The organism is Gudongella sp. QWL-04, from assembly GCF_058683975.1.
Genome location: NZ_CM178754.1, coordinates 45,461 through 68,093, shown reverse-complemented (window position 1 = coordinate 68,093; position 22,633 = coordinate 45,461). Strand labels below are relative to the sequence as shown.

Sequence of the window (22,633 nt, the reverse complement as noted above, 5' to 3'; positions counted from 1 at the left end):
TCTGCCTAGTAATTACTCAAATAATCCAAGGGTTTTGATTGCTCTTTGGACAAAAATTATTCCGTTTCCCGGTTTATCCATCTCAAGCCTTTCATTAATGGACTGTATTATGCCGTCCACCAACTCATTCTTGACCAATATCATTACTATCTCCTTCTCAGGCTCTATATCAATTGCAAATACCCTTCTGGTCTCATGTATTCCAGCACCTCTTGCATTTATTATAGTTCCTCCCTTGGCACCTGCCTCTGATGCTGCTTCTATTACCTCTTCAGCTCTCCCCTTATCAACGATAGCATTTATAACCTGATACATATACTCACCCTCTCCATCATCCTCTGCTCTGCAATCCAACGAGGCGGCTCCTGTAACCCTGCATAATTGGGTCATGTAGGCTATGCCATGATTTGGCTTGGAAAACTCAAGCTCCCTGTCAAGAGCAATGAGAGCATGATCTGCACTTTCCCGCTGAGCAGCCATCATGATCATCTCCTTCCTGGTATCGGTGATACCAAGAAAATTTAACAGCCCATGGCGAATGGTACCATCTGCCATTAGAACCGTCCCCCCTGTTACTTCATTGTCTCTTGCTATTCTAAGGACCCGGCTTCCCTTGCCACAGTCCACTATAACTGTAATAAGGACCAGCTCCTTTACTAAATTAGCTTCATTCGGCATCATCAGCCACACCTACCTTTTTAGATTTCAAATGAAATATGAACCCAAGGATCTGTAATGCTATCAAAGGAATCATAGCTACCAATGCAATGACTCCAAACCCATCAGCCAGTACATCAGCTCCCTCAGCTGCAGATGCTGCCCCTTGGGCAAATGCGAGTATGAATGTCGCAGTCATAGGTCCTGACGCTACACCTCCTGAATCAAAGGCAATACCAACAAACAACTCAGGTACAAAGAACATAAGCCCAATCGCGATCAAGTATCCAGGGATAAGGATATGCCATAGCTCCAATGGTTCTATAACGATCCTTGCCATTGAAAGTGCTACTGCCAGACCGACTCCAAGAGAAAGTGCCGCCATAACTGATTTTCTCGTAATGAATCCGCTCGTTACCTCCTCTATCTGATGCGTGAGGATATAAACAGCCGGTTCCGCCAGGATCGTTACAAGTCCAAGAACGAATCCTATGCCAATGACTACCATCCCTCCACCGTTTAGCATTGCTTCAAAGCCAACCTTTCTTCCAACTTCCATGAAGCCGGTATTGACTCCTGCAAGAAACATGACCAAGCCCAGGAAAGTATATACTAGTCCTACCACAATATTTCTAAATTTCCTTTTTGAAATGTTCAGTGAAGTTTTATACACTATCAGGAAAACCAGAAATATGGGTGCTAGAGCCAGGAGAACCTCACCAGAGACTATCAGCAAAGTCTCAAAAATTGTAGCTGCACCATGGCTTACAGCCTGATCTGCAGCTTCTGATATGCCTCCCTTTGAAAATATGCTCATTACCATTACAGCCAATATAGCTCCCACCGAAGAAATCCCAACAAGCCCAAAGCTGTCAGCCTCTGAAGATTTACTATCCTTCCTCAGTGCAGATATACCCAGTGCAAGTGCTAGTATGAATGGTACTGTCATGGCTCCCGTAGTCGCACCTGATGAATCAAAGGCGATCGCCAAAAGCTCCTGAGGAGCGAGTAACCCTCCGATAAGAACCAATCCATATAGCAGGAAAAGTATCAGCTTAAGAGAAATATTGTATACGATCCTTATAAACCCAAGGGTCAGCATAACTGCTATACCTATGGAGACCATCACAACCAGATGGAGCTTTGGTAGCATACCTCCTGTAGCTAAGTCAACTTGGTTTGCCAGAATGTGAAGGTCAGGCTCGGCGACCGAGATTAGAAATCCCAGAATCAATCCAGATGCGGCAAGTATCCACAGGCTGTTTTTCTTTACAACTGCTCCGCCTATGTATCTTCCGATTGGGCTGATACCCAGGTCTACCCCAAAAAGGAACAATGTAAGACCTGAAATTACCAGGACCGCTCCCAATAAAAATGATCCCAGCTGCTCGCTCTCAAGCGGAGTTATCGTAAAATTGAGAAGCACAACTATCCCCACTATCGGAAAGACTGCCATAATTACTTCTTTTAATTTATTGTATAATACCTGCAATCTATCACCTCCTCCGTAGGACTATACCCAACACTTGATCATAATCACTCAATTATTTCTAAAAATGGATCACTATGTTCAATAACCGGAGCTCTCTATATTTTTATTGGATTATGTTTATTATATTCGTTTTTGGTAATATATAAGTAAGATGATATTAATTATCAATTAATATATAAGGAGGCATGCTTCGTGAAATTCGAAGAACATAATCCGTTAGATAATAAGATTTACCAGGTGATCGACCCGGATGGCAAGGTAGTTGAAAAGAGTGAAGTCCCTGAATTATCAGATGACCAGCTAAAATCAATGTACCAGACCATGCTTTACTCAAGGACTATCGATGAGAAAGCGTTATCCTATCAAAGGCAGGGCCGAATGCTCACCTACGCCCCAAACATCGGACAGGAGGCCGCCCAGGTTGGCAGTGCCTACACTCTAGGCAAGAAAGACTGGCTAGTTCCCGCCTTCAGGGAGCTGGGTGCGTGGCTAACTAAAGGTGTCAGTCTGAAAAATATTTATACCTACTGGTACGGAGATGAATGGGGAAGCCATACTCCCGAGGATGTAAGGGTTCTGCCTGTATCAGTTCCAATCGCATCCCAGCTTCAACATGCCACAGGCATAGGGATGTCAATCAACATCAAGGGTGAAAAAGACGTAGTGCTGACCTATGTGGGTGACGGTGGCACATCCCATGGCGACTTCCATGAGGCCTTGAATTTTGCTGCAGTATTTAAGGCACCTGTGGTATTTGTCATACAAAACAACCAGTATGCAATATCGACAAGAAGAGTAATTCAAACCATGAGTGAAAATCTGGCTCAGAAGGCGATCGCCTATGGAATGCCAGGCATACTTGTCGATGGAAACGATATATTTGCAATGTACAATGCCACCAAGACAGCTGTGGAAAGAGCAAGGGATGGAGAAGGTCCAACCCTTATCGAGGCCTACACCTACAGACTTGCTGCCCACACAACCTCCGACGATCCAACGAAGTACAGAGATGATAAAGAGGTAGATGAGTGGCGTCTCAAGGATCCTGTGAAGAGATTCGGCAATTACCTTAAGGATAACGGGGTAATTGACGAGAACTGGGAAAAAGAGATCTTGGCAAAGCTTGCGGAGGAGGTTATGGCAACCTTCGAGGATATTGAAAAGAATTCAAGCTATGAACTGGAGGATATATTCAAATACCACTACGAAAAGATGCCTTTACAGCTTCAGGAGCAGCTTGATGAGTACAGGGCGTATCTTAAGGGAGGTAATTAAGGATGGCTAATACACTTAGTATAGTACAGGCAGTAAACCAGGCATTGATGAATGAAATGGCCCTTGATGACAGGGTAGTTGTCTACGGTGAGGATGTTGGCGTTGAAGGAGGAGTCTTCAGAGCGACTGTAGATCTCCAGAAGACTTATGGGAAGGAAAGAGTATTTGACACTCCCCTTGCTGAATCGGCAATAGTGGGCACTGCAGTCGGAATGGCTATCAATGGACTTAAACCAGTTGTGGAAATGCAGTTTTCAGGCTTCTCATACCCGGCCTTCAATCAGATCATAAGTCACGTTGCAAGAATGAGAAACAGATCAAGAGGCAAATACAGTCTCCCTATGGTAATAAGAGCTCCATATGGCGGAGGCATTAGGGCATTGGAGCACCATTCAGAGAGCACAGAGGCACTATATGCTCAGATCCCGGGACTTAAGGTAGTCATACCGTCCACCCCATATGATGCCAAAGGTCTCCTTATATCTGCAATGAGAGATCCTGATCCGGTGCTTTTTTGGGAGCCCAAGAGGATATATAGGGCGTTCAAGCAGGAGATCCCCGAGGAAGCATACGAAATACCCATTGGAAAGGCTAAAGTCGTCAAGGAGGGCACTGATATAACAATAGTAGCCTGGGGAGCTATGGTAAGGGATGTTCAAAAGGCAGTAGATATGGTTGAGAAGAAGGATATATCAGCAGAGATAATTGATCTTAGAACTATTGCGCCAATGGACAGAGAAAGCTTTGTGGAATCAGCTAAAAAGACCGGAAGGATATTAGTAGTACACGAAGCGCCTAAAACCTTAGGCGTTGGTGCAGAAATAATATCTATAGTCAACGAGAAGGCATTCCTCCATCTTGAGGCACCGCCTACAAGGCTGACAGGGTTTGATACGACCTTCCCACTTCCAAGGGGCGAGCATCACTATATACCTACACCTGAGAGAATAGCTAAAACTATAGAAGAAATCGTTAAGTACTAGGAGGTGCAGGATATGAAATTCGAATTTAAGTTTCCGGATATAGGAGAAGGCATACACGAGGGCGTCATAACCAAGTGGCTTGTGGAGGAAGGCTCTGAAATAAAGGAGGGCGATTCAGTTGCTGAAGTCGAAACTGATAAGGTAACTACTGAGATCCCCTCTCCCAGGACAGGCAAGGTACTTCACCTTCTTGCAAAAAAGGGAGATACAATCAATGTGGGGCAGGTTTTTGTAATGATAGAAACAGAAGCAGCAGGTGAGGAGACACGAGCTCAGGAGGTACCTGAGGTCGTAGAGGAGGAGACTGCAGGAGTAGTCGGCGAGGTGATAGCCTCATCCGAGGTCATACCGTCAAGCACTGAAGGCTTCGAGAAAAAGACAGTAGGGATCTCCGTCGAAAAGATTCTTGCTACCCCAGTTGCCAGAGCCCTTGCGAAGGATCTTGGCGTTGATATCAATAAAATAAAGGGAACCGGACCTAATGGCAGAGTCATGAAGGAGGATATCTACAACACCTCCCAAAAAGAATCTGACAGAGTGAATGAAGCGAAGGCAAAGCCTGAGGAAAGGGCAATATCAAAGGCTGAACAGTCTGCCCGTGGTGAAAGGGTCGAAAGAGTACCACTAACAAGGATAAGAAAAACCATATCTGAAAAAATGACTCAATCAAGGTTTACTATACCTCATACCACCGCAATGGACGAGGTGGATATATCAAAGCTTTATGATCTTAGGAAGAAATATAAGGACTCCCTTAAGGACGAGGACATAAATCTGACCTACATGCCCTTTATTATAAAGGCTGCGATCACAGCGCTCAAGCAGCTGCCTGAATTCAATGCAAGCCTGGACATGGAAAAGGATGAGCTGATCCTCAAAAAATACTATGACATCGGAATCGCTGCAGATACTGAGAGAGGTCTTATGGTTCCCGTCATAAGGGAAGCTGACAGACTCTCAATAATTCAGCTGGCAAAGGCAGTTGAGGATGTCAGCGCCAGGGCTAAGAATAATACGATCGAGCTGTCTGAGCTTAAGGGCAGTACCTTTACCATAACCAACTATGGCTCTATTGGGGGATACTTTGGTATACCGATCATAAACTACCCTGAGTCCGGAGTTCTTGGATTGGGAAGAGTAACTAAAAAGCCTATCGTGAGGGATGATGAGATAGTTATTGCACATGTGCTGCCATTGTCACTTTCCTACGATCACAGAATTATCGACGGAGCAAGCGGAGCAAGGTTCCTTAATATAGTGAAAGAGCTATTATCCGAGCCGGAGCTGCTGCTCCTTAAGTCATAGATTGGGGCTGATTTGAATGGAAAAATATGATATTGCAGTATTTGGAGGGGGCCCTGGCGGATATGTTTCTGCAATAAAGGCTGCCCAGCTGGGTGCAAAGGTTGTACTTGTCGAGAGGGAAAGATTGGGAGGATTGTGTCTTAACTGGGGTTGTATCCCTACAAAGACCCTGCTAATTACTGCAAGACATTACAGAGATCTTCTAAGGAGCAACGAATTTGGAATTTCAGGAGTCGATCTTTCCAATGCTAAGGTCGATTGGACGCTATTGATGGAGAGAAAAAGCAAGGTAGTAGATAAGCTTGTTTCAGGGATAGAGCTTCTTGTAAAAAAGAATAAGATCACCTTCGTAAATGGTGAGGGAACTGTCCTGGATAGCCACACAATAGAAGTAAACGGAGAAAAGATAAGCTTTGACAACCTAATAATCGCAACAGGTGCCATGGGTATTGTCCCGGAAATACCGGGTCTCTCTAAATCAATTGAGGATGGCCATGCACTGGACAGCAGAGGGATATTGAGCCTTCAGGATATGCCTGCTGAGGTGACGATCCTTGGCGGAAACGTCTACGCTGTAGAGTACGCTACTATATTCAATGCAATAGGAACCAAGGTGGCCTTGATCCATAAAAACAAATCCATTCTTCCGGGAGCCGACCTTGAGCTTGCACAGCTGTTGGAAAGGCAGCTTAAGAAAGACGGCGTTAAAATTATTGGGGATAGTGTGGTTAAAAGCACGGAAGGTTCAAGAGTCACTATCACAAGGAAGGACAAGGAAGAAATAATCGATGGTGACAAACTTCTTATATTCATGGGTATAAAGCCTAATCTTAGCGGTCTGGAAGTTCTTAACCTTAAGATGAATGAAAGAGGTTTCATAAAAACAGATTCCAAGCTTAGAACAAATATTGATAATGTATACGCAGTCGGGGATGTAAATGGGACCCTCCCACTGGCTCATGTTGCATCAGCTGAGGGCATAGTTGCTGCTGAAACGATCATGGGTGTGGAAAGCAGGATGAACTACAACATAATACCTAGAGTTGTTTACTCCTTCCCTGAGCTTGCCAGCGTGGGGATAACCGAAGAGGAAGCCAAGGATAAGGGTCTGGACTACAGTGTTGGAAAGTTCCCTCTTATGGCAAACGGTATGGCTATTGCAGAAGGTGAGACAAACGGTTTTGTAAAGATAGTCTCTGACAACAAATACGGTGAAGTCATAGGAGTCCACATGGCAGCAGCGACCGCCTCAGACATGATATCCAAAGCGGCAGCTATCATGCAGCTTGAGGGCACAGTTTACGATATAGCCAAGACCATACACCCTCACCCTACCTTTGCTGAAACCCTTATGGAAGCAGCCTTTGCAGTTATCGACAAGCCTATACACGTATAAAAAGCTCTTTAAACTAAAACCCAGGGATATTCTATCCCTGGGTTTTTGCTTTACCTGCCACTCTTTTTTAAATTCTTCTGCATCTTCCCAAAGCTGCGTTCCTTTGCCTTCCTTTGTTGTGAAAGGTTCTTGTTCTCCTTTGCTGCAGCAAATTCAGCCTCCTTTTTGAGCTTCAGGTAGCTGTTCCATCTGTCCTTTGACAATGTTCCCGACTTAATTGCGTTTTGAACAGCGCAACCCGGCTCTCCCTCATGCTTGCAGTCTTTGAATCTGCAATCCATTGACAGCTTATCGATATCACTGAAGGCTGTACCAAGGCCTTCTGATACGTCCCAAAGCTCAAGCTCTCTCATACCTGGTGTATCTATTATCATAGTCCCATCCTCAAGTATTATAAGCTGCCTATGGGTCGTAGTGTGCCTTCCCTTGCTGTCATCTTCCCTAATATCCTTGACCTTCATCACTTCCTTGCCGGATAGTGCATTTACAAGCGAAGATTTCCCAACACCCGAGGATCCTAAAAGGACTAAAGTTGACCTCGGCTTAAATATAGCCTTCAGCTCATCAATACCTTCACCGGTGATTGAACTGACGGCAACAATAGGCACACCTATTGCATTCTCCTCAGTGTTTTTTAGAAACCACTCTACATCTTCAGTAGTGTCGCTCTTAGTAAGCACAATGACAGGAGTCGCACCACTCTCCCATGATGAAGCCAGATATCTGTCCAGCCTCTTGACGTTATAATCCTTATTCATCGAGGTCAGTATAAGAACATAATCAAAGTTTGCTGCAACTGTCTGCTCGATTTTATTAAAGGAGTCCATTCTTGAGAACTTGCTCTTTCTTTCTAATACCTTAAGGATTGTATCCTCTCCCTCAGGATTCCTTTTTACAAGAACAAAGTCGCCAACAGCCGGATAGATTTGCTCAATGCCGTTATAAAAGATGCTGCCCTTGAGATGAGCTAGCTTCTCCCCATAAGGACCTAGTATCTTATACTTCTCCCTGTGTACCTCACTTACTCTCGCTACTGCCTTTTCATAGTTTAACAATTCATCCTTTTCCAATTGTCCGGCAAAAAAATCCTCAAACCCAATATTTTCTAAATAACTATTATCCATTTTTCCCTCCAATTCAGTATCAGTATAGTTTCTTAAGCTGTTCACTTCAAGCTCTGTCATACGGCATTCCCCCTTTTATTCTGTCGCAGGGTACAAAAATACCGCAAAACCGATCCTGATAAGAGGTGTTTGCGGACACAAAAAACACGACCCTTCAGCCGTGTTGTGTTTACAGCATATCAAAGAAAGGTTAGATTTGTACCCTATTGAATTACATCCTCCAAAGCCATTACAATCTCTCTCATAATTGAGCAACCCCTTTCCTCTTGAAAAATTTATCCACAACTGTATTATAGACCCGCAATCTCTGGATGTCAACCAACTCATTTTTTAATTCCCAAATTATATTTTTACACTATATTTTCGGGTAATTGCTCTCCTTAAGGAATAAAATCTGCGAGTAGATAAAGAATCCTATACCTATCCAAATCAATCCAAATGCTATAAGTGAACTAAAATCAAAGGGCTCCTTAAACACGAATATGCCCAGGAAAAGACCAATTGTTGGAGCTAAATATTGAATGAATCCCATAACAGTCATTGGAAGCTTTTTCAGCCCTTCTGCATAAAGTAGAAGAGGTAGGGCTGTAAGGATTCCGCTCATGATTATTATTGGCCAGAAGTATACAGGGAGATTGCCTGATATACCCTTTCCAGTGGTTTCAACATAAATCATATATACAATGGAGGGTATTCCTATTATTAAGGTTTCAAAAGCAAGTCCTGTAAGTGAATCGACTCTGGATTTCTTTTTCAATAGTCCATAAATAGAAAAGCTTAAAGCTAAAACAATTGCAATTATTGGGAGCTTACCATATGTAACGGTTTTCAGAATAACTCCAGCTGTCGCAAACCCTATCCCAAACTTTTGAAGCCTGGATACCCTTTCTTTTAGCAGTATGCTCCCAAATAAGCTTACTAAAATGGGATTCATGTAGTAACCAAGACTTGTCTCAAGTACGTAACCGTTATTGACTGCCCAGATGAATACTATCCAATTAATCGAAATAAATATTGAAGGCCACAAAAAGTACAGCCAGTTTTTAGCTGATTTTAACTCTTTTTTAAAGGCCTCCCCTTTCTTCCAAAAAACCATAACCAATGTTATAAACAAAAATGACCATACTACTCTATGTGAAAATATTTGAAATGGGCTGATAACTCCCACCATTTTCCAATATAGGGGAAGCAATCCCCAAAGCAAGTACGCAGATACTCCATAAAACATTCCGTGAAGATACTCTTTCCTATCCATTATGTAAAACCTTCTCTCAATTTGATATTTATGATTATACAACAAAAACTCTGGAATACCAGATAAATTTCGTGAAGCTAAACAAAAAAATACCCCAGGATTAGAAAAATCCAGGGGTATTTAAGGATTTAGCTACTTTTTCGTTGCTTTGATCGAAGCCTCGTAAAGCTCAATATACTCCTTTGTCGTCAACCTGGATGAAAGCTGTCCGATAAGTTCAACAGGAACTTTTCTGGTATTTTTGAACCTTATACAGCTTTTTCCCATATCTAGCTTTGTTGGTACAGCCTTCTCATATTCTTCTATGAACCAGCTTAAAAGCTCATCGTCCATGTATATACCCATATGATAGACTGCAATATGGTTTTTCTGAGACGCTATTGCCATAAAAGGTAAAGGGTCTTTTGGGTTTACGTGGTATCCTGGGGGATAAATTGAGTGAGGCACATAATATGTTATCATTCCGTAATCAGTGGTCTCTTCAAAACCCTCAGGAAGATTATCCTTAACGGCACTTCTGATTTCTTTGATTATCTCTTTTCTATCCTCTGGAAGTGATTCGATATACTCTTCTGGCGTAGCAGCATGGATCAGCATGATCTATTCCTCATGGCTTAGCTGCCAGCATACTCCGAACCTGTCGACTAAACTTGCGTATGCCTTGCTCCAGAAGGTTTCCTGAAGTTCCATCTCAACCTTTCCGCCTTCCTTTAGCTCTTCATAGAGTCTTCTTATCTCGTCTATATCCTTATCCACAACAGTCATCGACATATTATTTCCCACAACAAACTCCATCCCTGGCCAAATATCTGAGAACATCAATTTCATCCCATGGACATCGAGGAAGGTATGCATTATTCGATCCTTTGCCTCCTCCGGTATTGGATATGCAGGATCTGAAGGGCCTTCACCAAAGGTCATGACAGGTTGTTCTGCTGCATTGAATACTCCCCTGTAATAATCAACTGCTTCCTTGCAGTTTCCGTCAAAATTCAGGTAAACATTTATTGACATTTTATCACTCCTTTAATACTATTCGCATATTTGATACCCAATTATACATAGAAACAATTCAATGCATTGCATAAAAATTACACTCCCTAAATGGAAGTGTAAATTGAATTTTTCTTTTCTTTTGACCTGTACATTATGTAGTCTACCTTCGATATGAGATTATCGAGATCCTCGACGGAATTATGATCATAATAGGTTATCCCGGCGCTGGAAGAAAGCTTTATTACTACGTCTCCTTTTTGTACCTCGATCTTAGCTATATTCTTTCTGACCCTCTCTGCAATATCTATTGCTGAATCGAAATCAGTATCAGGCAGGCAAATAAGAAATTCATCCCCTCCAAACCTTCCAAGGATATCGTAGGTTCTGAGACTTTCCTTAATCGATCTTGCAAATGCCTTCAGTACCTGGTCTCCTGTAAGGTGGCCATAGGTGTCATTTATTGCCTTGAAAGCATCGATATCCAATAGGATCAAGGAAAGTGGCTTGAATTCTCGTTTCGACCGCTCCATTTCCTGGCCAAGTCTGTCTATCAACGCTCTTCTGTTAAGTACTCCTGTCAGATAGTCTATGTATGCAAGGTCTTTAAGCTTATCATTTGCCTCCTTCAGTTTTCTCTCCAGCCTTTTAGATTCTGTGACATCTCTAATTATTATCGCCGTCCAGGTTTCGCTATTCTCGTCATCGAATAACGAGGAAGTGAATTGTCCTATAAATCTGCTGCCATCCTTCCTAATAAAAGTCAGTTCACCTGTGACAAATCCTTTCTCGGTCCTCTCTCTGAGCATTCGATCTAAATTTGGATCCTCCTGATCTACAACTCCGGTTCTGCCCTCTCTTCGAAAGTCCTCATCCGTTCTTTGAAACATCTCACAAGCAGCTTTATTGGCATGATGTATCCTACCGTCAGGAGTAGTCAGCAGGACGGCGTCTAAAGTGTTGTCAAATATGAATCGATAATATTCTTCCTTGATCAAGCAGGTCATTACGATCCACTCCCAAACTGGTAATGAATATATATTATGAGGATATTTACCCTTTATCAACACTAAAACGCCAAATAATTTTTCCCTTGTCATGACTTATGTCCAATAAGCCGGAGGTATGGACATCTCCGGCTGAGTCTAGATAATATCGAGTCGTTTACTTATGTTCATTATAAAATCCTGTATGTTCGTTACTATGGTCTTTACTGTAAGGCTGCCTCTATCGCGAAGCTTGTTAACTGCAAATTCCGAAATATCCACACTGTAGAAATATAACGGCCTTATGGTCCCATCATTCATCACCCTATAGGTAGGCGTCATATTGCCTGTTGCAATAGAGTGCAGCATGGATGCCATACATATTACTGTGGTAGATTTTTTTATTTGATCCCTCATTGCGTTTTGTCCCTCATAAACATCTGCATATACCTCCGGTAAAGGGCCGTCATCTCTGATAGAGCCCGTGAGTACAAAAGGAACATCTTTCTTTACGCATTCATACATTATCCCGTTGTCGATCCCTTCATTTTCTACAAAGCTCTTGATGCTGCCGTGAAGTCTGACAGCATTAATTGTATCTATATGGTTATAATGTCCATTGGGCATTGATCTTTGGGTCCGAATATCCTGCCCCAAGGCTGTTCCAATATAAGCAGCCTCAAGGTCATGTGTTGCCAAAGCATTACCTGCAAGAATCGAGTCGACGTAGCCACCCTTTACAAGCTTTGAAAAGGCTTCTCTGGAATCTGAGTCAAAAGCGCAGGCAGGTCCCAGCACCCAGGTTACATGTCCATTATCCTTTTCATATTTCAAGAGCTCAGCAAGAAAATTATAATCCATCGAGTAGGCAGTCTCCCTGGTCCTTCCTTGTCTAAATACGAATGAATCCAGCTCATCCTCTGTCTCCTCAACGAATGCATTGGTGTAAACGAAAATGCCTTCAATGGCATCTTCAGTTCTTCCCACGAAGACGAGGTCACCCTTCTTTATCTTTCGTGCTTCCTTAATAACTACCTTGTCGTCCTCATAAACTGCAACGCAATCCATCCTGCTTTCCTCAGCAAGCTTCCATTGACCATTTACTTTAAAGTACTCAGGAAATATGGTCGTCGAATGATAGTTCTTAGGTGCTACCGTATCCTTGGGAGAAGGCACAAGCTTGGCATCCGGGGCATTCACAAACCCTGGCAATGAGAAATCCGGCGATATGTATTTTGGCATTTTGAAGCTCATACTAAAACCTCCTCCTAATATGCAAGGCTGCAGTATCACACTACAGCCTTGCATTATAATTATAGTCAATTATATTACATTGGAATTCCTATCGCAAGTACCTAAGGGTCATTAAAACCCCTCATTTGTATTGAAGGTGTCCCAGCTGTCAAGATTGCCTGTTTCAAAGCCCTTTGTAAACCAATATGCCCTTTGCTCCGAGGTCCCATGCGTGAAGCTGTCAGGAACCACGTAGCCTCTTGCTGCCTTTTGAATGGCGTCATCGCCAACTGCTTCGGCTGCATTGATAGCCTCATCTATATCTCCTATCTCCAGGTAGCCCATATCAGCAACTCCCTTCGCCCACACGCCTGCAAGGTAATCTGCCTGAAGCTCTAATCTCACTGAGTACTTATTGTATTCCGTCTGACTTACCTTTGACCTTATTTCCTGCATCTGATCCATTACACCCAGGAGGTTCTGCACGTGATGACCTACCTCGTGGGATATTACATAAGCCATGGCGAAGTCACCTGATGCTCCGAATTTAGTCTCCAGTTCTTCAAAGAAATCGAGATCTATATATACGGTCTTGTCTGCCGGGCAGTAAAATGGTCCTACCTCTGAGGATGCTCCACCACATGCTGAAGTAACGTAATCGTGGTACATTACCAGTTTAGGCTCCTCATAGTCATAGCCATAGTCCGCAAAAATATCGTTCCATATGTCCTCAGTGTCAGCTAGAACCACCGAAACAAATTCAGCCCTGGCGGCATCTTCCTCTGTTTCTACATACTCCGATTGCTGCTGTCCTTGTTGTGAAACTGTCCCCAGTGTCTCTAGAACTGCCTCAGGTCCTCCAAATATAAGGCTTATCAATAGCATTATTATGAGCCCTGCTCCGCCAACTGAAGCTCCTCTTCTAACCCCTCCGGAGCCCCTTCTGTCAGATACGTTCGAGCTTTGCCTTCTCCCTTGCCATTTCATAGAAATTCCTCCTCATGATCATCCTGTCTTAATAAGAAAATTATACCCAATCATTGGAGATTCCACCATAAAAAAGCGGGCACCCAGTGCCCGCCAATTCTCTACAATGCTGCCAATCCCTTAAACATTTCAACTGCCACTTCGATATTCTCATCAGGAAAATCAAACTCATACGTGTGGACTGCTGGATAGTTCTCACCATTTCCGACCCAGAAAATCGTACCCTTCGTCTCCTTGGTGTACCATCCATAGTCCTCGGAGCCTCTATGCCCTTTTTCCATCTCAATGAGCTTAAAACCCTTATCCAGAGCAACCTTTCTTACCTTGACGTTACTTTCTGGATGGTTGGCTGTGACAGGAAATACGTCATTGTACTCGAAGCTCACCTTAAGCTTCTCTTTTTCAGCTTCCTTTATTGCCAGTTTTTCCATGTTTTCCTGAAGTTTTTCAAGCTCCTCTTCAAATTCAGCTCTTATAGTCATAAGCAGCTCACCTTCACTGGCAGCTATTCCAAATGCACGCTCACCAATGTTTACCTGTACTACTGTACATAAAACCAAGCCTTTATTGTTTTCGGCAGAGGTCCACTCAGGAATTGAGTTTATAATTTTAGCGATTGCATAAGAAGGATTTATCCCAAGCTCAGGTTGACTAGCGTGAGTTGGTTTCCCAACCATTTTAATAGTCATCCCTCTTGATGCAAAGTTACTTGTACCTTCAATGACGTTTACTGATCGAAGAGGGGTACCGCTTGTATTGTGGAAAGCAAATATTTCTTCAATGTTATGCTCTTTAATGAATACCTTGGCCTGGAATGCACCGTCTCCGGTTTCCTCAGCGTGTTGGAAAAGGAAGTAGATATTCTTGTCAGCTCCCTCCTGGTCTACCTCAAGCGCAAATGCAGCGAGAGCTGCTGAGTGGCCATCATGACCGCATTTATGTGCTACTCCAGGATTCTTTGATCCATATGGGAGCTCTATACCCTCGTCCATAGGGATGGCATCAAAGTCGGCTCTGTAGGCGATGTTCGGTTTATCTTCTCCAGCATGGTAGATCGCATAGAACCATAGTCCTCTGTCTACAATCTCGAGGCTTGTGTGCTCATTAAGGAAATCGATAAGTCTTTTTTTAGTCCAAACCTCATGGTTTGAAGGCTCAGGATTTTGATGCAGCTCGTGTCTTAGCTTGATTGCCAATTCCAGGTTTTCTTTTTTCATATAATATATCTCCCCTTCCACGTATTTACCTCTCATTATATTATAGTGCATCATTGAAGCATATGACAGAGTAAAATTATGGTTTCACATATTCTTCATTCAATATTGAAAAAATCATCTGATCTCTGAATTTGCCGCTATAATCCTTATAGCTTTGCCTAAGTGTTCCTTCATGGACCATTCCAAGTTTTTTATATAAATGGATAGCTCTTTCATTGTCTGTAAATACGTCAAGCCAAAATCTATTCGCCCTCAAAACCTCAAATACATACTTCATAAGTGCTTTTATCAGCTCAAGACCTGTTCCCTTATTCTTAGAACTTACCACTATCCTCCTAAGTTCAAAGGAATCATAAGACTTATTAAGGCTGCAAAGAATGAAAGAACTTTTTTCATAGGTTTCTTTTTCTTCAGCAATAAATAGCATCACGTTGGAGGATTGCAAATTCTTCTTATGCTCTTCAAGAGTATTTTGAAATACAAAATCCCTGTTTTCCTCTGCCCGCTCAAGTCTCATTACATACTCCAAGTCCTCTTCCACTGCTTCTCTGACGATAAACCTCTGTGTTTCGAACTTTACTCTCATAGCTACCTCCTATAGCACCAACTCTTACTTCATTCTTAACTAGTATACTAATAGCCCAGCTCCTTAAGCAATCTTGATAGAACCGCAAGCCTTTCGCCTATCAGCTCCCCATCCTTGGAAAGGGCATCTCTAAGTATTTGAATGTCCTCATCGATATGCTCGTTATTCTTACATATCTCCACAGTCATTGCATCTCCCTGTAACCCTATCCTATCTATAACAGGGTCCTTTTCATCGTAAAGTTTCTCAAATCTGTAGGCTTCCCTGAAGTGGAGCTCTGATCTACAGATCAAAATGGCAAGATCGAGAGCTCTGTGAAGAGGCAGTTCCTCAGATTGTCTCGACCATTTTTCACCGGTATATCGCCATACCTTTGCAGATACGTCGACCTTACCTCTGTCGTTCCACTGGGCAAGTCCAATAGATAAACCCTGGGCATCGGTCTTATACGCATATCTTCCGTCTACATTACCGTAATTTTCAACAACCACAACTGGTTTATGCTTTAATGTCGTAGGTATCTTCATTATCAACACACTTCCTCTTTACTAATTTAGTATTTTACTAATTATAGTAACATAGTAATACTTTTTGACTGTAATGTCAAGCAAAAGCGATGGATCTCTCCATCGCCTAGGTAAAATTGATATGAACCACGTAATGATTAAGTCATTATAAAATCTTTATTCGTACCCCATGAATACATCTGTTATTATATTTGACTTTTCGATCCCTTCGTTGGTAAGCTTCTCGGTTATAAAAGCGTTCATGCCCGGAGTTCCTGAGATAAGGTAAGCAGATCCATTCCCATTATTTCTGGTGTACTCCTCGATCTTCTGAACAAAAATATTTCTGTCGGAAATAAGTACGACCTCAAGTCCGTTGATCCCTTGTCCAGCCTTCCTTAGGTCTTCTTCATAAGCAAATTCACCTCTATCGTCAGAGTACAGAACAGTTACTCCAGCTGGTGATATTTCTTCCATTTCCATCTGCTTTACAAGTGCACGGACTGGAGTTACTCCTATACCTCCAGCCATAATGCAGGCTTTTTTGTCGTAGTCAGGAATTTTAAATTTACCGTTTATACCCTCTACTGTCATTACTTCTCCTTGTTTCATAGTCAGAAGCTGTTGTTTAAAGTCTGTGGATTCAGGTGTTATCCTGGTTGAGAACATCATAATTCCTTCGGTCATAACGGAAGCGATACTGAATATCCTGAAGCCCTTGTCCTCCTCAAGCTGTCTGTCCCGGTACCTGAATATTCCGTGCTGACCTGGGATCCAGGTTAAATCTTCAGGTATTTTAAATATGAATGAATAGATCTCAGATGTCTCCTTTACTATCCTCTCCAAAATGATTTCCGTTCTTATTTTACCATCAGCCATTTTTCTCCCTCCTTCATGCTATATATATTCTACTAAATACATCCAACTAAACTCCCTCTGCTTAATTTTTGACAAATTAAAATATATTATTACAAGTATAATAATTTATGTTGACAATACTGTGTAGCGCACATTATAATATAATCAAAGGAGTTGATCTTATGAGTGACCTTGACGCTATACTACAAAACATACAACAAGAAATGAGAAGAGGTACATTGATACTGGCTGTACTGACAAGAATGGATAAACCGCAATATGGCTATTCTCTAATACAATCTCTGGGTGACATGGGGGTTATAGTAGACCAAAACACACTATATCCATTGCTTCGAAGGCTTGAAAAACAGGGACTGCTTGATTCACTTTGGGAGGTCGAGGAGAACAGGCCTCGTCGCTATTACAAAATCAGCAAGCTGGGCACTGAGGTCAGAGATGCCCTTATTACCGAATGGAACAAGCTGACTGGATCGATGTCAAAGCTTACAGGAGGTTTGAAATGATTAAGGATTATTTGTATGCAGTAGGAAAATATCTCCCCCCAGCTCAACGCGCGGAGGTACTAAAGGATGTTGAAGCCAATATTTATGACTATCTTGAAGAAAACTATGGAAGCAAGGAATACAGCGAAGGTGAAATCGAAGTTGCATTGCTTTTTCTTGGCAATCCCAAGAAGGTAGCAGAGGGCTATCTTGATAGACCCAGGTGCCTTATTGGTCCTCCGTACCTTGATATTTATTATTTGGTCGTAAAGCTTGCAGTATTTGGAGTAGCCATAGGGATCGGAGTTTCACTAATAATTTCCTTCAATGACTTTGGGCAGCTCCCGGAATTCATGCTTAAGCTCTTTGCAGGAATTTGGCAGGCCGGAGTCAGCACCGTAGGTACAGTCACAATCATATTCGCAGCTCTGTATCGGTTTGCTCCTGAAAAAGAGAACTTCAAAGATGAAAAGTGGAGTACAAAAGACCTTGAGAAGGCTCCGGATGAAAGCGAAAAGGTCAAGCTTACCGACCTCATACTGGAATCAGCTTTCGCGATAATTTTTCTGGTTTTATTAAACTTCGATCTCTTAAGTGGACTAAGAAGCACTGAAATTGATGTGGTATGGCTTAACGATGCAGTATTCTCGAAGTATCTTATCTGGATAAATCTGGTTCTTGTTGGAACACTACTTCTAAATTTGTATCTATTGATCAGAAGAAGATGGCAGGTTATCACAAGGCTTATATCTATATTATTTGATTTAGCAGGTATCTGGATATTTTCAGTACTGGCATTTACTCCTAATATTTGGGATTTCTCAGATATTACAAATATAACGCCGGAGGCTGTTGAAGGAATAAACACAGGTCTGAGTATTGGTCTTAGAATTGGATTTGGAGCAATAGTTGTGATTACGGCATTTGAAATTTACAAACACATCAAGTTCATGGTTAAAAAAAATTGATGATTTCTATTCCTGAAGCTGCTCGCTCCAGTAATTTTTTTACATTAGTTTTGTTATTTAATTGACATGGTTGGAGCCATATCATATATTATAATCAGGTAGTGTACTAAACTCATGTCAGTTTTTATAGGAGGTCAATATATGAAATTACAAGGCAAAGTAGCAATAGTAACCGGTGCAAGTTCAGGTATGGGAAGAGATATAGCATATCACTATGCACAGGAGGGAGCAGCTGTATTGGCTGTAGCAAGAAGAACCGAGAGGCTTAATCAACTTGTAGAGGAAACAAAGGACTTTAGCGGAAAGGTAGTAGCTTTTTCTGCTGATCTGTCGGACAAGAACAGTATTGAGGCGATGATCGATGAAGCAGTAAAACAATTCGGTAAGCTTGATATCCTTGTAAATAATGCAGGTATTATGGACGACATGGCTGCTGTCGGAGATGCCTCCGAGGAAATGTACGACAAGGTAATGAATCTTAATGTAAAAAGCATGTTCCTGGCTATGAGCAAAGCTGTCAAATACTTTGAGTCAGTAGGCAGTGGAGTAATCCTCAATATCGCATCCATTGGCGGACTTAAGGGTGGAATAGCAGGTGCAGTTTACACTGCCAGTAAACATGCAGTTGTTGGATTGACTAAAAACACAGGATATATGTATGCTAAGAAAAATATCCGATGCAATGCAATATGCCCTGGAGCAGTTTCTACGGAGATAGCTACAAGCGAGTTCATGAAGACTATAAATATGGATTGGGCAAAGGTTGCTGGAATGAGTCAGGCTCTGAATCCAAGAATGGGTGATCCAAAAGAGATTGCAAAGGTTGCCGTGTTTCTTGTCAGCGATGATGCTTCCTTTGTTAATGGACAGTGCCTTGCAGTAGATGGAGGCTGGACAGCAGCTATGTGATCGACTTGCCGATAATTATCTGAGCAGTCTGGAGAATTCCAGACTGCTCGATTTTTTACTTGATCTCATTGAAATTATACATATTGAAGGCCCTGATAGTATCGTCTATTACATAGTAAAGCTCATCCCCGATGTAGACCAAGCGTTTTGCATAGGATCCATAAAGGCCTTCGCTGGAGATCAGCTCCAGTACCTTTATGCTTCCGGCTGGCCTCACTTCTATTACTGCGGCTCCATTAAAGCTTGTTTTCACATATTTATCGGCTATGTCGCTTAAGGATACGTCAAAGGCAATCATGTCGTCATTCAGGTTAAGCATTAAAGCCTTATGATTATCAAGGACTTCAGCATAGCTTCCCGGTCCTCCCAGCACCAGATTTGCAATCTCCTTTGGCTTTCCTTCATTCGATACGTCAAATAGCGACAGCTTTATACCGTTCTGCATACCAGTATTTTCGTCAACATCTCTTCCTATACCGAGAAGCACCTTATCTGTTATCGGATGTAGATAGCTTGAAAATCCTGGGACCTTAAGCTCACCAGTGACTCTTGGTTTTATCGGGTTTGAAAGGTCCAGCACAAACAATGGGTCAATCTGCCTGAAGGTAACTACGTATCCGTAGTCTCCCATAAATCTGGTTGAAAAAATCCTTTCACCAGGTGCAAGGTTTTCTATAGAGCCCAGAGGATTTAGATCCTCGTCAAGTATATAGACTGCATTAACACTTTCCCTCTGCCAATTAGTAGTAGCTATCCTAAGATTCCCTTCATATTCATCCATTGAGAATTGGTTAAGGACAGTTCCCTCGACAAGCCCTCCGCCAGCAAACCCAATTTTCGTACCAGCCACATTGAACTTGGCAATATTTGTAATCGAGCCCCATATGGTATGATAGTCCTGCCCGGCTACATAAAGGGCATCTCTACTCATATAAATAAGGTTTCCTGTCCCAAGAAAAGCTTCAATATTAGCTGGCTGAGTTGGTTTTTCAACGTCTACCGCCGCAATAGTCAGGTAGTTGCTTGCTGCTCTCCTTGGAAAATACATGACCTTATCCAATGCAAGCTCTTTCAAGGCATCTCCAACGGCTGTATCTCTAAATAATGGTGTAATTGCTTCCTCCATCGGACCATAGCTGTAGAGGTATTTATTCACTACAAGGTAAAGTGTATTGTCCTTCTTTCTACTTGAAAGGAGGCTTCCTTCTACATCAAGCTCTCTGTCCAGTGAAAGCTTGCCCTGTGTGGAAATCGAGTATATTCCAGCGTAGACAAATCCTTCATACTGATCATAATATGGCATGATCATTCTCTCTTCAGGGGCATCAGGGACTGGTCTTATCCAGTTTCCAAAGCGCCCCTTCTCACCAAGCACAATTAGTTTTCCGTCATGGATATACAACTCTGTAAACTGAGTGAATTCACCTGTTTTATCGTCTACCATTACTGTTACCTCATCTGTTAGGAATGGCTTCCCATTGTTTGGGTCATAAACCCTTACAGCTTTTCCTGAGACTACATAGATGAACCTACCGTCAGTTTTAACTACGTCAGCCTCATTTACTCCCTCTACCTGTTCATTAGTCTGAGAGTAGTCTCCTGATTCACTGGGTGCGGCTTCCCCTCCAGTCACTGAGTCCTGTGAAGGCATGGGCATCATATCCTGTCTTTCCTTTTCAGTAAAAGAAAGGTTCATTGTCTTTATCTGAGCCAGTAGCTCAGCTTCAGTTGCTGGCTTCAAAGCCTGTCCTATTCTTGTTCTTATGTCAGACAACACCTCATCGCTTATGGTCATGGCGTTGCTGCCTATGGTGATCGCTTTTTCTCTGTAGCCCACCTGCAAGCCAAATATATCCTCCGATATCAGTCTCAAAGGTACCATAGTCCTGTTTTCAATTATCAAGGCCTCTGTATCATAAGTGACCGTTCTTGGCTCCCTGCCCTGCTCCTGTATCCTGTAGTTGTTCTTCCCAATTGGGAAGAAATAGGTCTTTCCATTGTAGGTGATGATCGCTTCCCTTTTTACTTCATCATAAGCAACCCCTGCTCCAAAATGCTCGCTGATGGCTCTTAGTGGCACGAGAGTCCTGTCCTTGTGGATCACTGGAACGACGTTTGGGTTATCCGGGTCGAGAGCTTTCACCCTGCCTTCTGTTAAGATCAGAGGGCTGCCAATATGCAGAGCGACAGCATCGTCCAGACTTTCTGCAAAGGCTGGAACTGAGGATAGCAGTAAGGCCATTACAGCGATAAATGTTATAAGCTTTCTCATTTTATTCCCCTCCAAAATATAACCTATGCTTCCTGACAAGGTAATTATACCCTGTTGACGCGTCAATGTGATTACTATATGGTTACAGTTTTATAGGACTCCGGATTCAAGTAAAGAAAAGGATGACTGTGCGCAGTTTATCTCAGCCATTGCTCCATATGGCAGCACTATCATTGGAGAAGTATGTCCAAAGCTTAAGTTGTACAGCACAGGAAGGCTTTCACGTGAGTATTCCTTCAAGGACTTTCTTATTACTTCCTTATATTCCTCATAGTACTTGTCATGATACGGTTTGCCAAAAATAATTCCACTTATTTGTTCTAGTATACCCTGGGCTCCATAGTTCCTGAGAGCATAAAGCAGGTTTTCAGGACTTGGCATGTCCTCAGATGTCTCTAGAAATAGTATTGCACCTCTGAAATCGTCTAAGCTAGGCCATATCTCTGTCCCCTTAGCCATTTCAAGTACCTCGACGCAGCCTCCAATCAGTCTTCCTCTTACTATTCCTTCACCCTGAAGAAGCTCATAGCTTTTATTAGGGAGCATCCTTCTCTTGATGTCCCTGTTTCCTTCCTCCCAGGGAAGTCTTTCACTAGTCCAAAGCTCAGTGGGCTGGATTCTTCCTATTTCCTCGTTCTCGAAAAGGCAACTCTTTATCCAATCCACTGTATATTGGTGCATTTCGACATTCTCAGCCATTTCAGCCAATATTGAAGGCCCATAGAACGAGGATATCCCTGCCTTATGGCATATCAGGTGTGTGATCGTAGTATCAGAGTATCCAATGAATACCTTTGGATTCTCCCTGATCAGTTCAAAGTCAATATAAGGCAGCATCCTTATACTGTCATCTCCGCCTATACAAGAAAAAATACCCTTTATTTCCGGATCTTTAAATGCATCCATCAAATCCCTGGCTCTTTCTTCAGGATGATTATAGACGTACTCACTCCCCTTCAGGGTTGTTTTCATTTCAACTACCTTTAAACCAAATACATCCTCCATCCTCCTTTTACCTTGGAGGTATCTCCAATTTATTTCAGGATCGCCGGCTCCTCCCCACGAAAGGCTAACTGAAGCTACAGTGTCTCCCTGCTTTAATCGTTTGGGTTTAATTAATTTCATATT

At 42.4% G+C, this 22,633-nt stretch carries 22 protein-coding genes; 7 read left to right on the top strand and 15 right to left on the bottom strand.

What is annotated here, in order from left to right; genetic code table 11:
- Nucleotides 1-12: 12 nt before the first annotated feature.
- Entirely contained in the window at nt 13-681 is a 669-nt protein-coding gene (locus AC4PHB_RS00325) for a P-II family nitrogen regulator (protein ID WP_492136702.1), read from the bottom strand.
- Nucleotides 668-2,149: a DUF1538 domain-containing protein gene (locus AC4PHB_RS00320; protein ID WP_492136701.1), complete on the bottom strand. Its 1,482-nt coding sequence runs from the start codon at nt 2,147-2,149 to the stop codon at nt 668-670. The genes AC4PHB_RS00325 and AC4PHB_RS00320 overlap by 14 nt, the downstream gene beginning before the upstream one ends.
- Before the next feature lie 192 nt (nt 2,150-2,341).
- Between AC4PHB_RS00320 and pdhA the strand changes: the two genes are divergently transcribed.
- Genes pdhA through lpdA form a run of 4 tightly spaced genes read left to right on the top strand, consistent with a single transcriptional unit; the run spans nt 2,342 to nt 7,108 of the window.
- The gene (gene pdhA / locus AC4PHB_RS00315) at nt 2,342-3,424 is read left to right on the top strand and encodes a pyruvate dehydrogenase (acetyl-transferring) E1 component subunit alpha (protein ID WP_492136700.1); all 1,083 of its coding nucleotides are present in this window, start codon (nt 2,342-2,344) and stop codon (nt 3,422-3,424) included.
- A gap of 2 nt (nt 3,425-3,426) precedes the next feature.
- On the top strand, nt 3,427-4,407 hold the full coding sequence (locus AC4PHB_RS00310; RefSeq protein ID WP_492136699.1) for an alpha-ketoacid dehydrogenase subunit beta: 981 nt from the start codon (nt 3,427-3,429) through the stop codon (nt 4,405-4,407).
- Between the two features lie 12 nt (nt 4,408-4,419).
- The gene (locus AC4PHB_RS00305) at nt 4,420-5,712 is read left to right on the top strand and encodes a dihydrolipoamide acetyltransferase family protein (RefSeq protein WP_492136698.1); all 1,293 of its coding nucleotides are present in this window, start codon (nt 4,420-4,422) and stop codon (nt 5,710-5,712) included.
- A 16-nt stretch (nt 5,713-5,728) separates the two neighbouring features.
- Nucleotides 5,729-7,108, top strand: a complete 1,380-nt coding sequence (gene lpdA, locus AC4PHB_RS00300; RefSeq protein WP_492136697.1) for a dihydrolipoyl dehydrogenase — start codon at nt 5,729-5,731, stop codon at nt 7,106-7,108.
- Nucleotides 7,109-7,158: 50 nt separating this feature from the next.
- Here the strand turns inward: lpdA and rsgA are convergent, their stop codons facing one another.
- The 11 genes from rsgA to AC4PHB_RS00245 all read right to left on the bottom strand — a co-directional run bounded on the left by rsgA (nt 7,159) and on the right by AC4PHB_RS00245 (nt 16,874).
- Nucleotides 7,159-8,292 carry a ribosome small subunit-dependent GTPase A gene (gene rsgA, locus AC4PHB_RS00295; protein WP_492136696.1) on the bottom strand — a complete coding sequence of 378 codons (1,134 nt, stop codon included), beginning with the start codon at nt 8,290-8,292 and terminating at the stop codon, nt 7,159-7,161.
- A 295-nt stretch (nt 8,293-8,587) separates the two neighbouring features.
- The gene (gene rarD / locus AC4PHB_RS00290) at nt 8,588-9,487 is read right to left on the bottom strand and encodes an EamA family transporter RarD (RefSeq protein ID WP_492136695.1); all 900 of its coding nucleotides are present in this window, start codon (nt 9,485-9,487) and stop codon (nt 8,588-8,590) included.
- Between the two features lie 132 nt (nt 9,488-9,619).
- The gene (locus AC4PHB_RS00285; protein WP_492136694.1) at nt 9,620-10,084 is read right to left on the bottom strand and encodes a DUF1801 domain-containing protein; all 465 of its coding nucleotides are present in this window, start codon (nt 10,082-10,084) and stop codon (nt 9,620-9,622) included.
- 3 nt (nt 10,085-10,087) lie between these two features.
- Nucleotides 10,088-10,501 carry a VOC family protein gene (locus tag AC4PHB_RS00280; RefSeq protein ID WP_492136693.1) on the bottom strand — a complete coding sequence of 138 codons (414 nt, stop codon included), beginning with the start codon at nt 10,499-10,501 and terminating at the stop codon, nt 10,088-10,090.
- Between the two features lie 86 nt (nt 10,502-10,587).
- On the bottom strand, nt 10,588-11,580 hold the full coding sequence (locus AC4PHB_RS00275) for a GGDEF domain-containing protein (protein WP_492136692.1): 993 nt from the start codon (nt 11,578-11,580) through the stop codon (nt 10,588-10,590).
- Between the two features lie 45 nt (nt 11,581-11,625).
- Nucleotides 11,626-12,720, bottom strand: coding sequence for a putative NPN-dependent ornithine cyclodeaminase (locus AC4PHB_RS00270; RefSeq protein ID WP_492136691.1), 1,095 nt, complete (start codon nt 12,718-12,720; stop codon nt 11,626-11,628).
- 111 nt (nt 12,721-12,831) lie between these two features.
- Entirely contained in the window at nt 12,832-13,686 is an 855-nt protein-coding gene (gene ypfJ, locus AC4PHB_RS00265) for a KPN_02809 family neutral zinc metallopeptidase (RefSeq protein WP_492136690.1), read from the bottom strand.
- A 101-nt stretch (nt 13,687-13,787) separates the two neighbouring features.
- Nucleotides 13,788-14,903 carry a M20 metallopeptidase family protein gene (locus AC4PHB_RS00260; RefSeq protein WP_492136689.1) on the bottom strand — a complete coding sequence of 372 codons (1,116 nt, stop codon included), beginning with the start codon at nt 14,901-14,903 and terminating at the stop codon, nt 13,788-13,790.
- A gap of 76 nt (nt 14,904-14,979) precedes the next feature.
- A complete protein-coding gene (locus tag AC4PHB_RS00255; protein ID WP_492136688.1) occupies nt 14,980-15,489 on the bottom strand; it encodes a GNAT family N-acetyltransferase in 510 nt (169 codons plus the stop codon).
- Nucleotides 15,490-15,536: 47 nt separating this feature from the next.
- Complete coding sequence (locus AC4PHB_RS00250) at nt 15,537-16,016, bottom strand: DUF6530 family protein (RefSeq protein WP_492137777.1); 480 nt, start codon at nt 16,014-16,016, stop codon at nt 15,537-15,539.
- A 156-nt stretch (nt 16,017-16,172) separates the two neighbouring features.
- Nucleotides 16,173-16,874, bottom strand: a complete 702-nt coding sequence (locus AC4PHB_RS00245) for an FAD-dependent oxidoreductase (RefSeq protein WP_492136687.1) — start codon at nt 16,872-16,874, stop codon at nt 16,173-16,175.
- Between the two features lie 161 nt (nt 16,875-17,035).
- Between AC4PHB_RS00245 and AC4PHB_RS00240 the strand changes: the two genes are divergently transcribed.
- The 3 genes from AC4PHB_RS00240 to AC4PHB_RS00230 all read left to right on the top strand — a co-directional run bounded on the left by AC4PHB_RS00240 (nt 17,036) and on the right by AC4PHB_RS00230 (nt 19,233).
- A complete protein-coding gene (locus AC4PHB_RS00240) occupies nt 17,036-17,377 on the top strand; it encodes a PadR family transcriptional regulator (RefSeq protein ID WP_492136686.1) in 342 nt (113 codons plus the stop codon).
- A complete protein-coding gene (locus tag AC4PHB_RS00235) occupies nt 17,374-18,324 on the top strand; it encodes an HAAS signaling domain-containing protein (RefSeq protein ID WP_492136685.1) in 951 nt (316 codons plus the stop codon). Before AC4PHB_RS00240 ends, AC4PHB_RS00235 begins: the two co-directional genes overlap by 4 nt.
- Nucleotides 18,325-18,465: 141 nt before the next feature.
- Entirely contained in the window at nt 18,466-19,233 is a 768-nt protein-coding gene (locus AC4PHB_RS00230; protein ID WP_492136684.1) for a glucose 1-dehydrogenase, read from the top strand.
- A 55-nt stretch (nt 19,234-19,288) separates the two neighbouring features.
- Here AC4PHB_RS00230 and AC4PHB_RS00225 read toward each other — a convergent pair whose 3' ends face one another.
- Both AC4PHB_RS00225 and AC4PHB_RS00220 read right to left on the bottom strand, forming a co-directional pair.
- A complete protein-coding gene (locus AC4PHB_RS00225; RefSeq protein WP_492136683.1) occupies nt 19,289-21,505 on the bottom strand; it encodes a beta-propeller domain-containing protein in 2,217 nt (738 codons plus the stop codon).
- A 90-nt stretch (nt 21,506-21,595) separates the two neighbouring features.
- On the bottom strand, nt 21,596-22,630 hold the full coding sequence (locus tag AC4PHB_RS00220; protein ID WP_492136682.1) for a S66 family peptidase: 1,035 nt from the start codon (nt 22,628-22,630) through the stop codon (nt 21,596-21,598).
- Nucleotides 22,631-22,633: the final 3 nt, after the last annotated feature.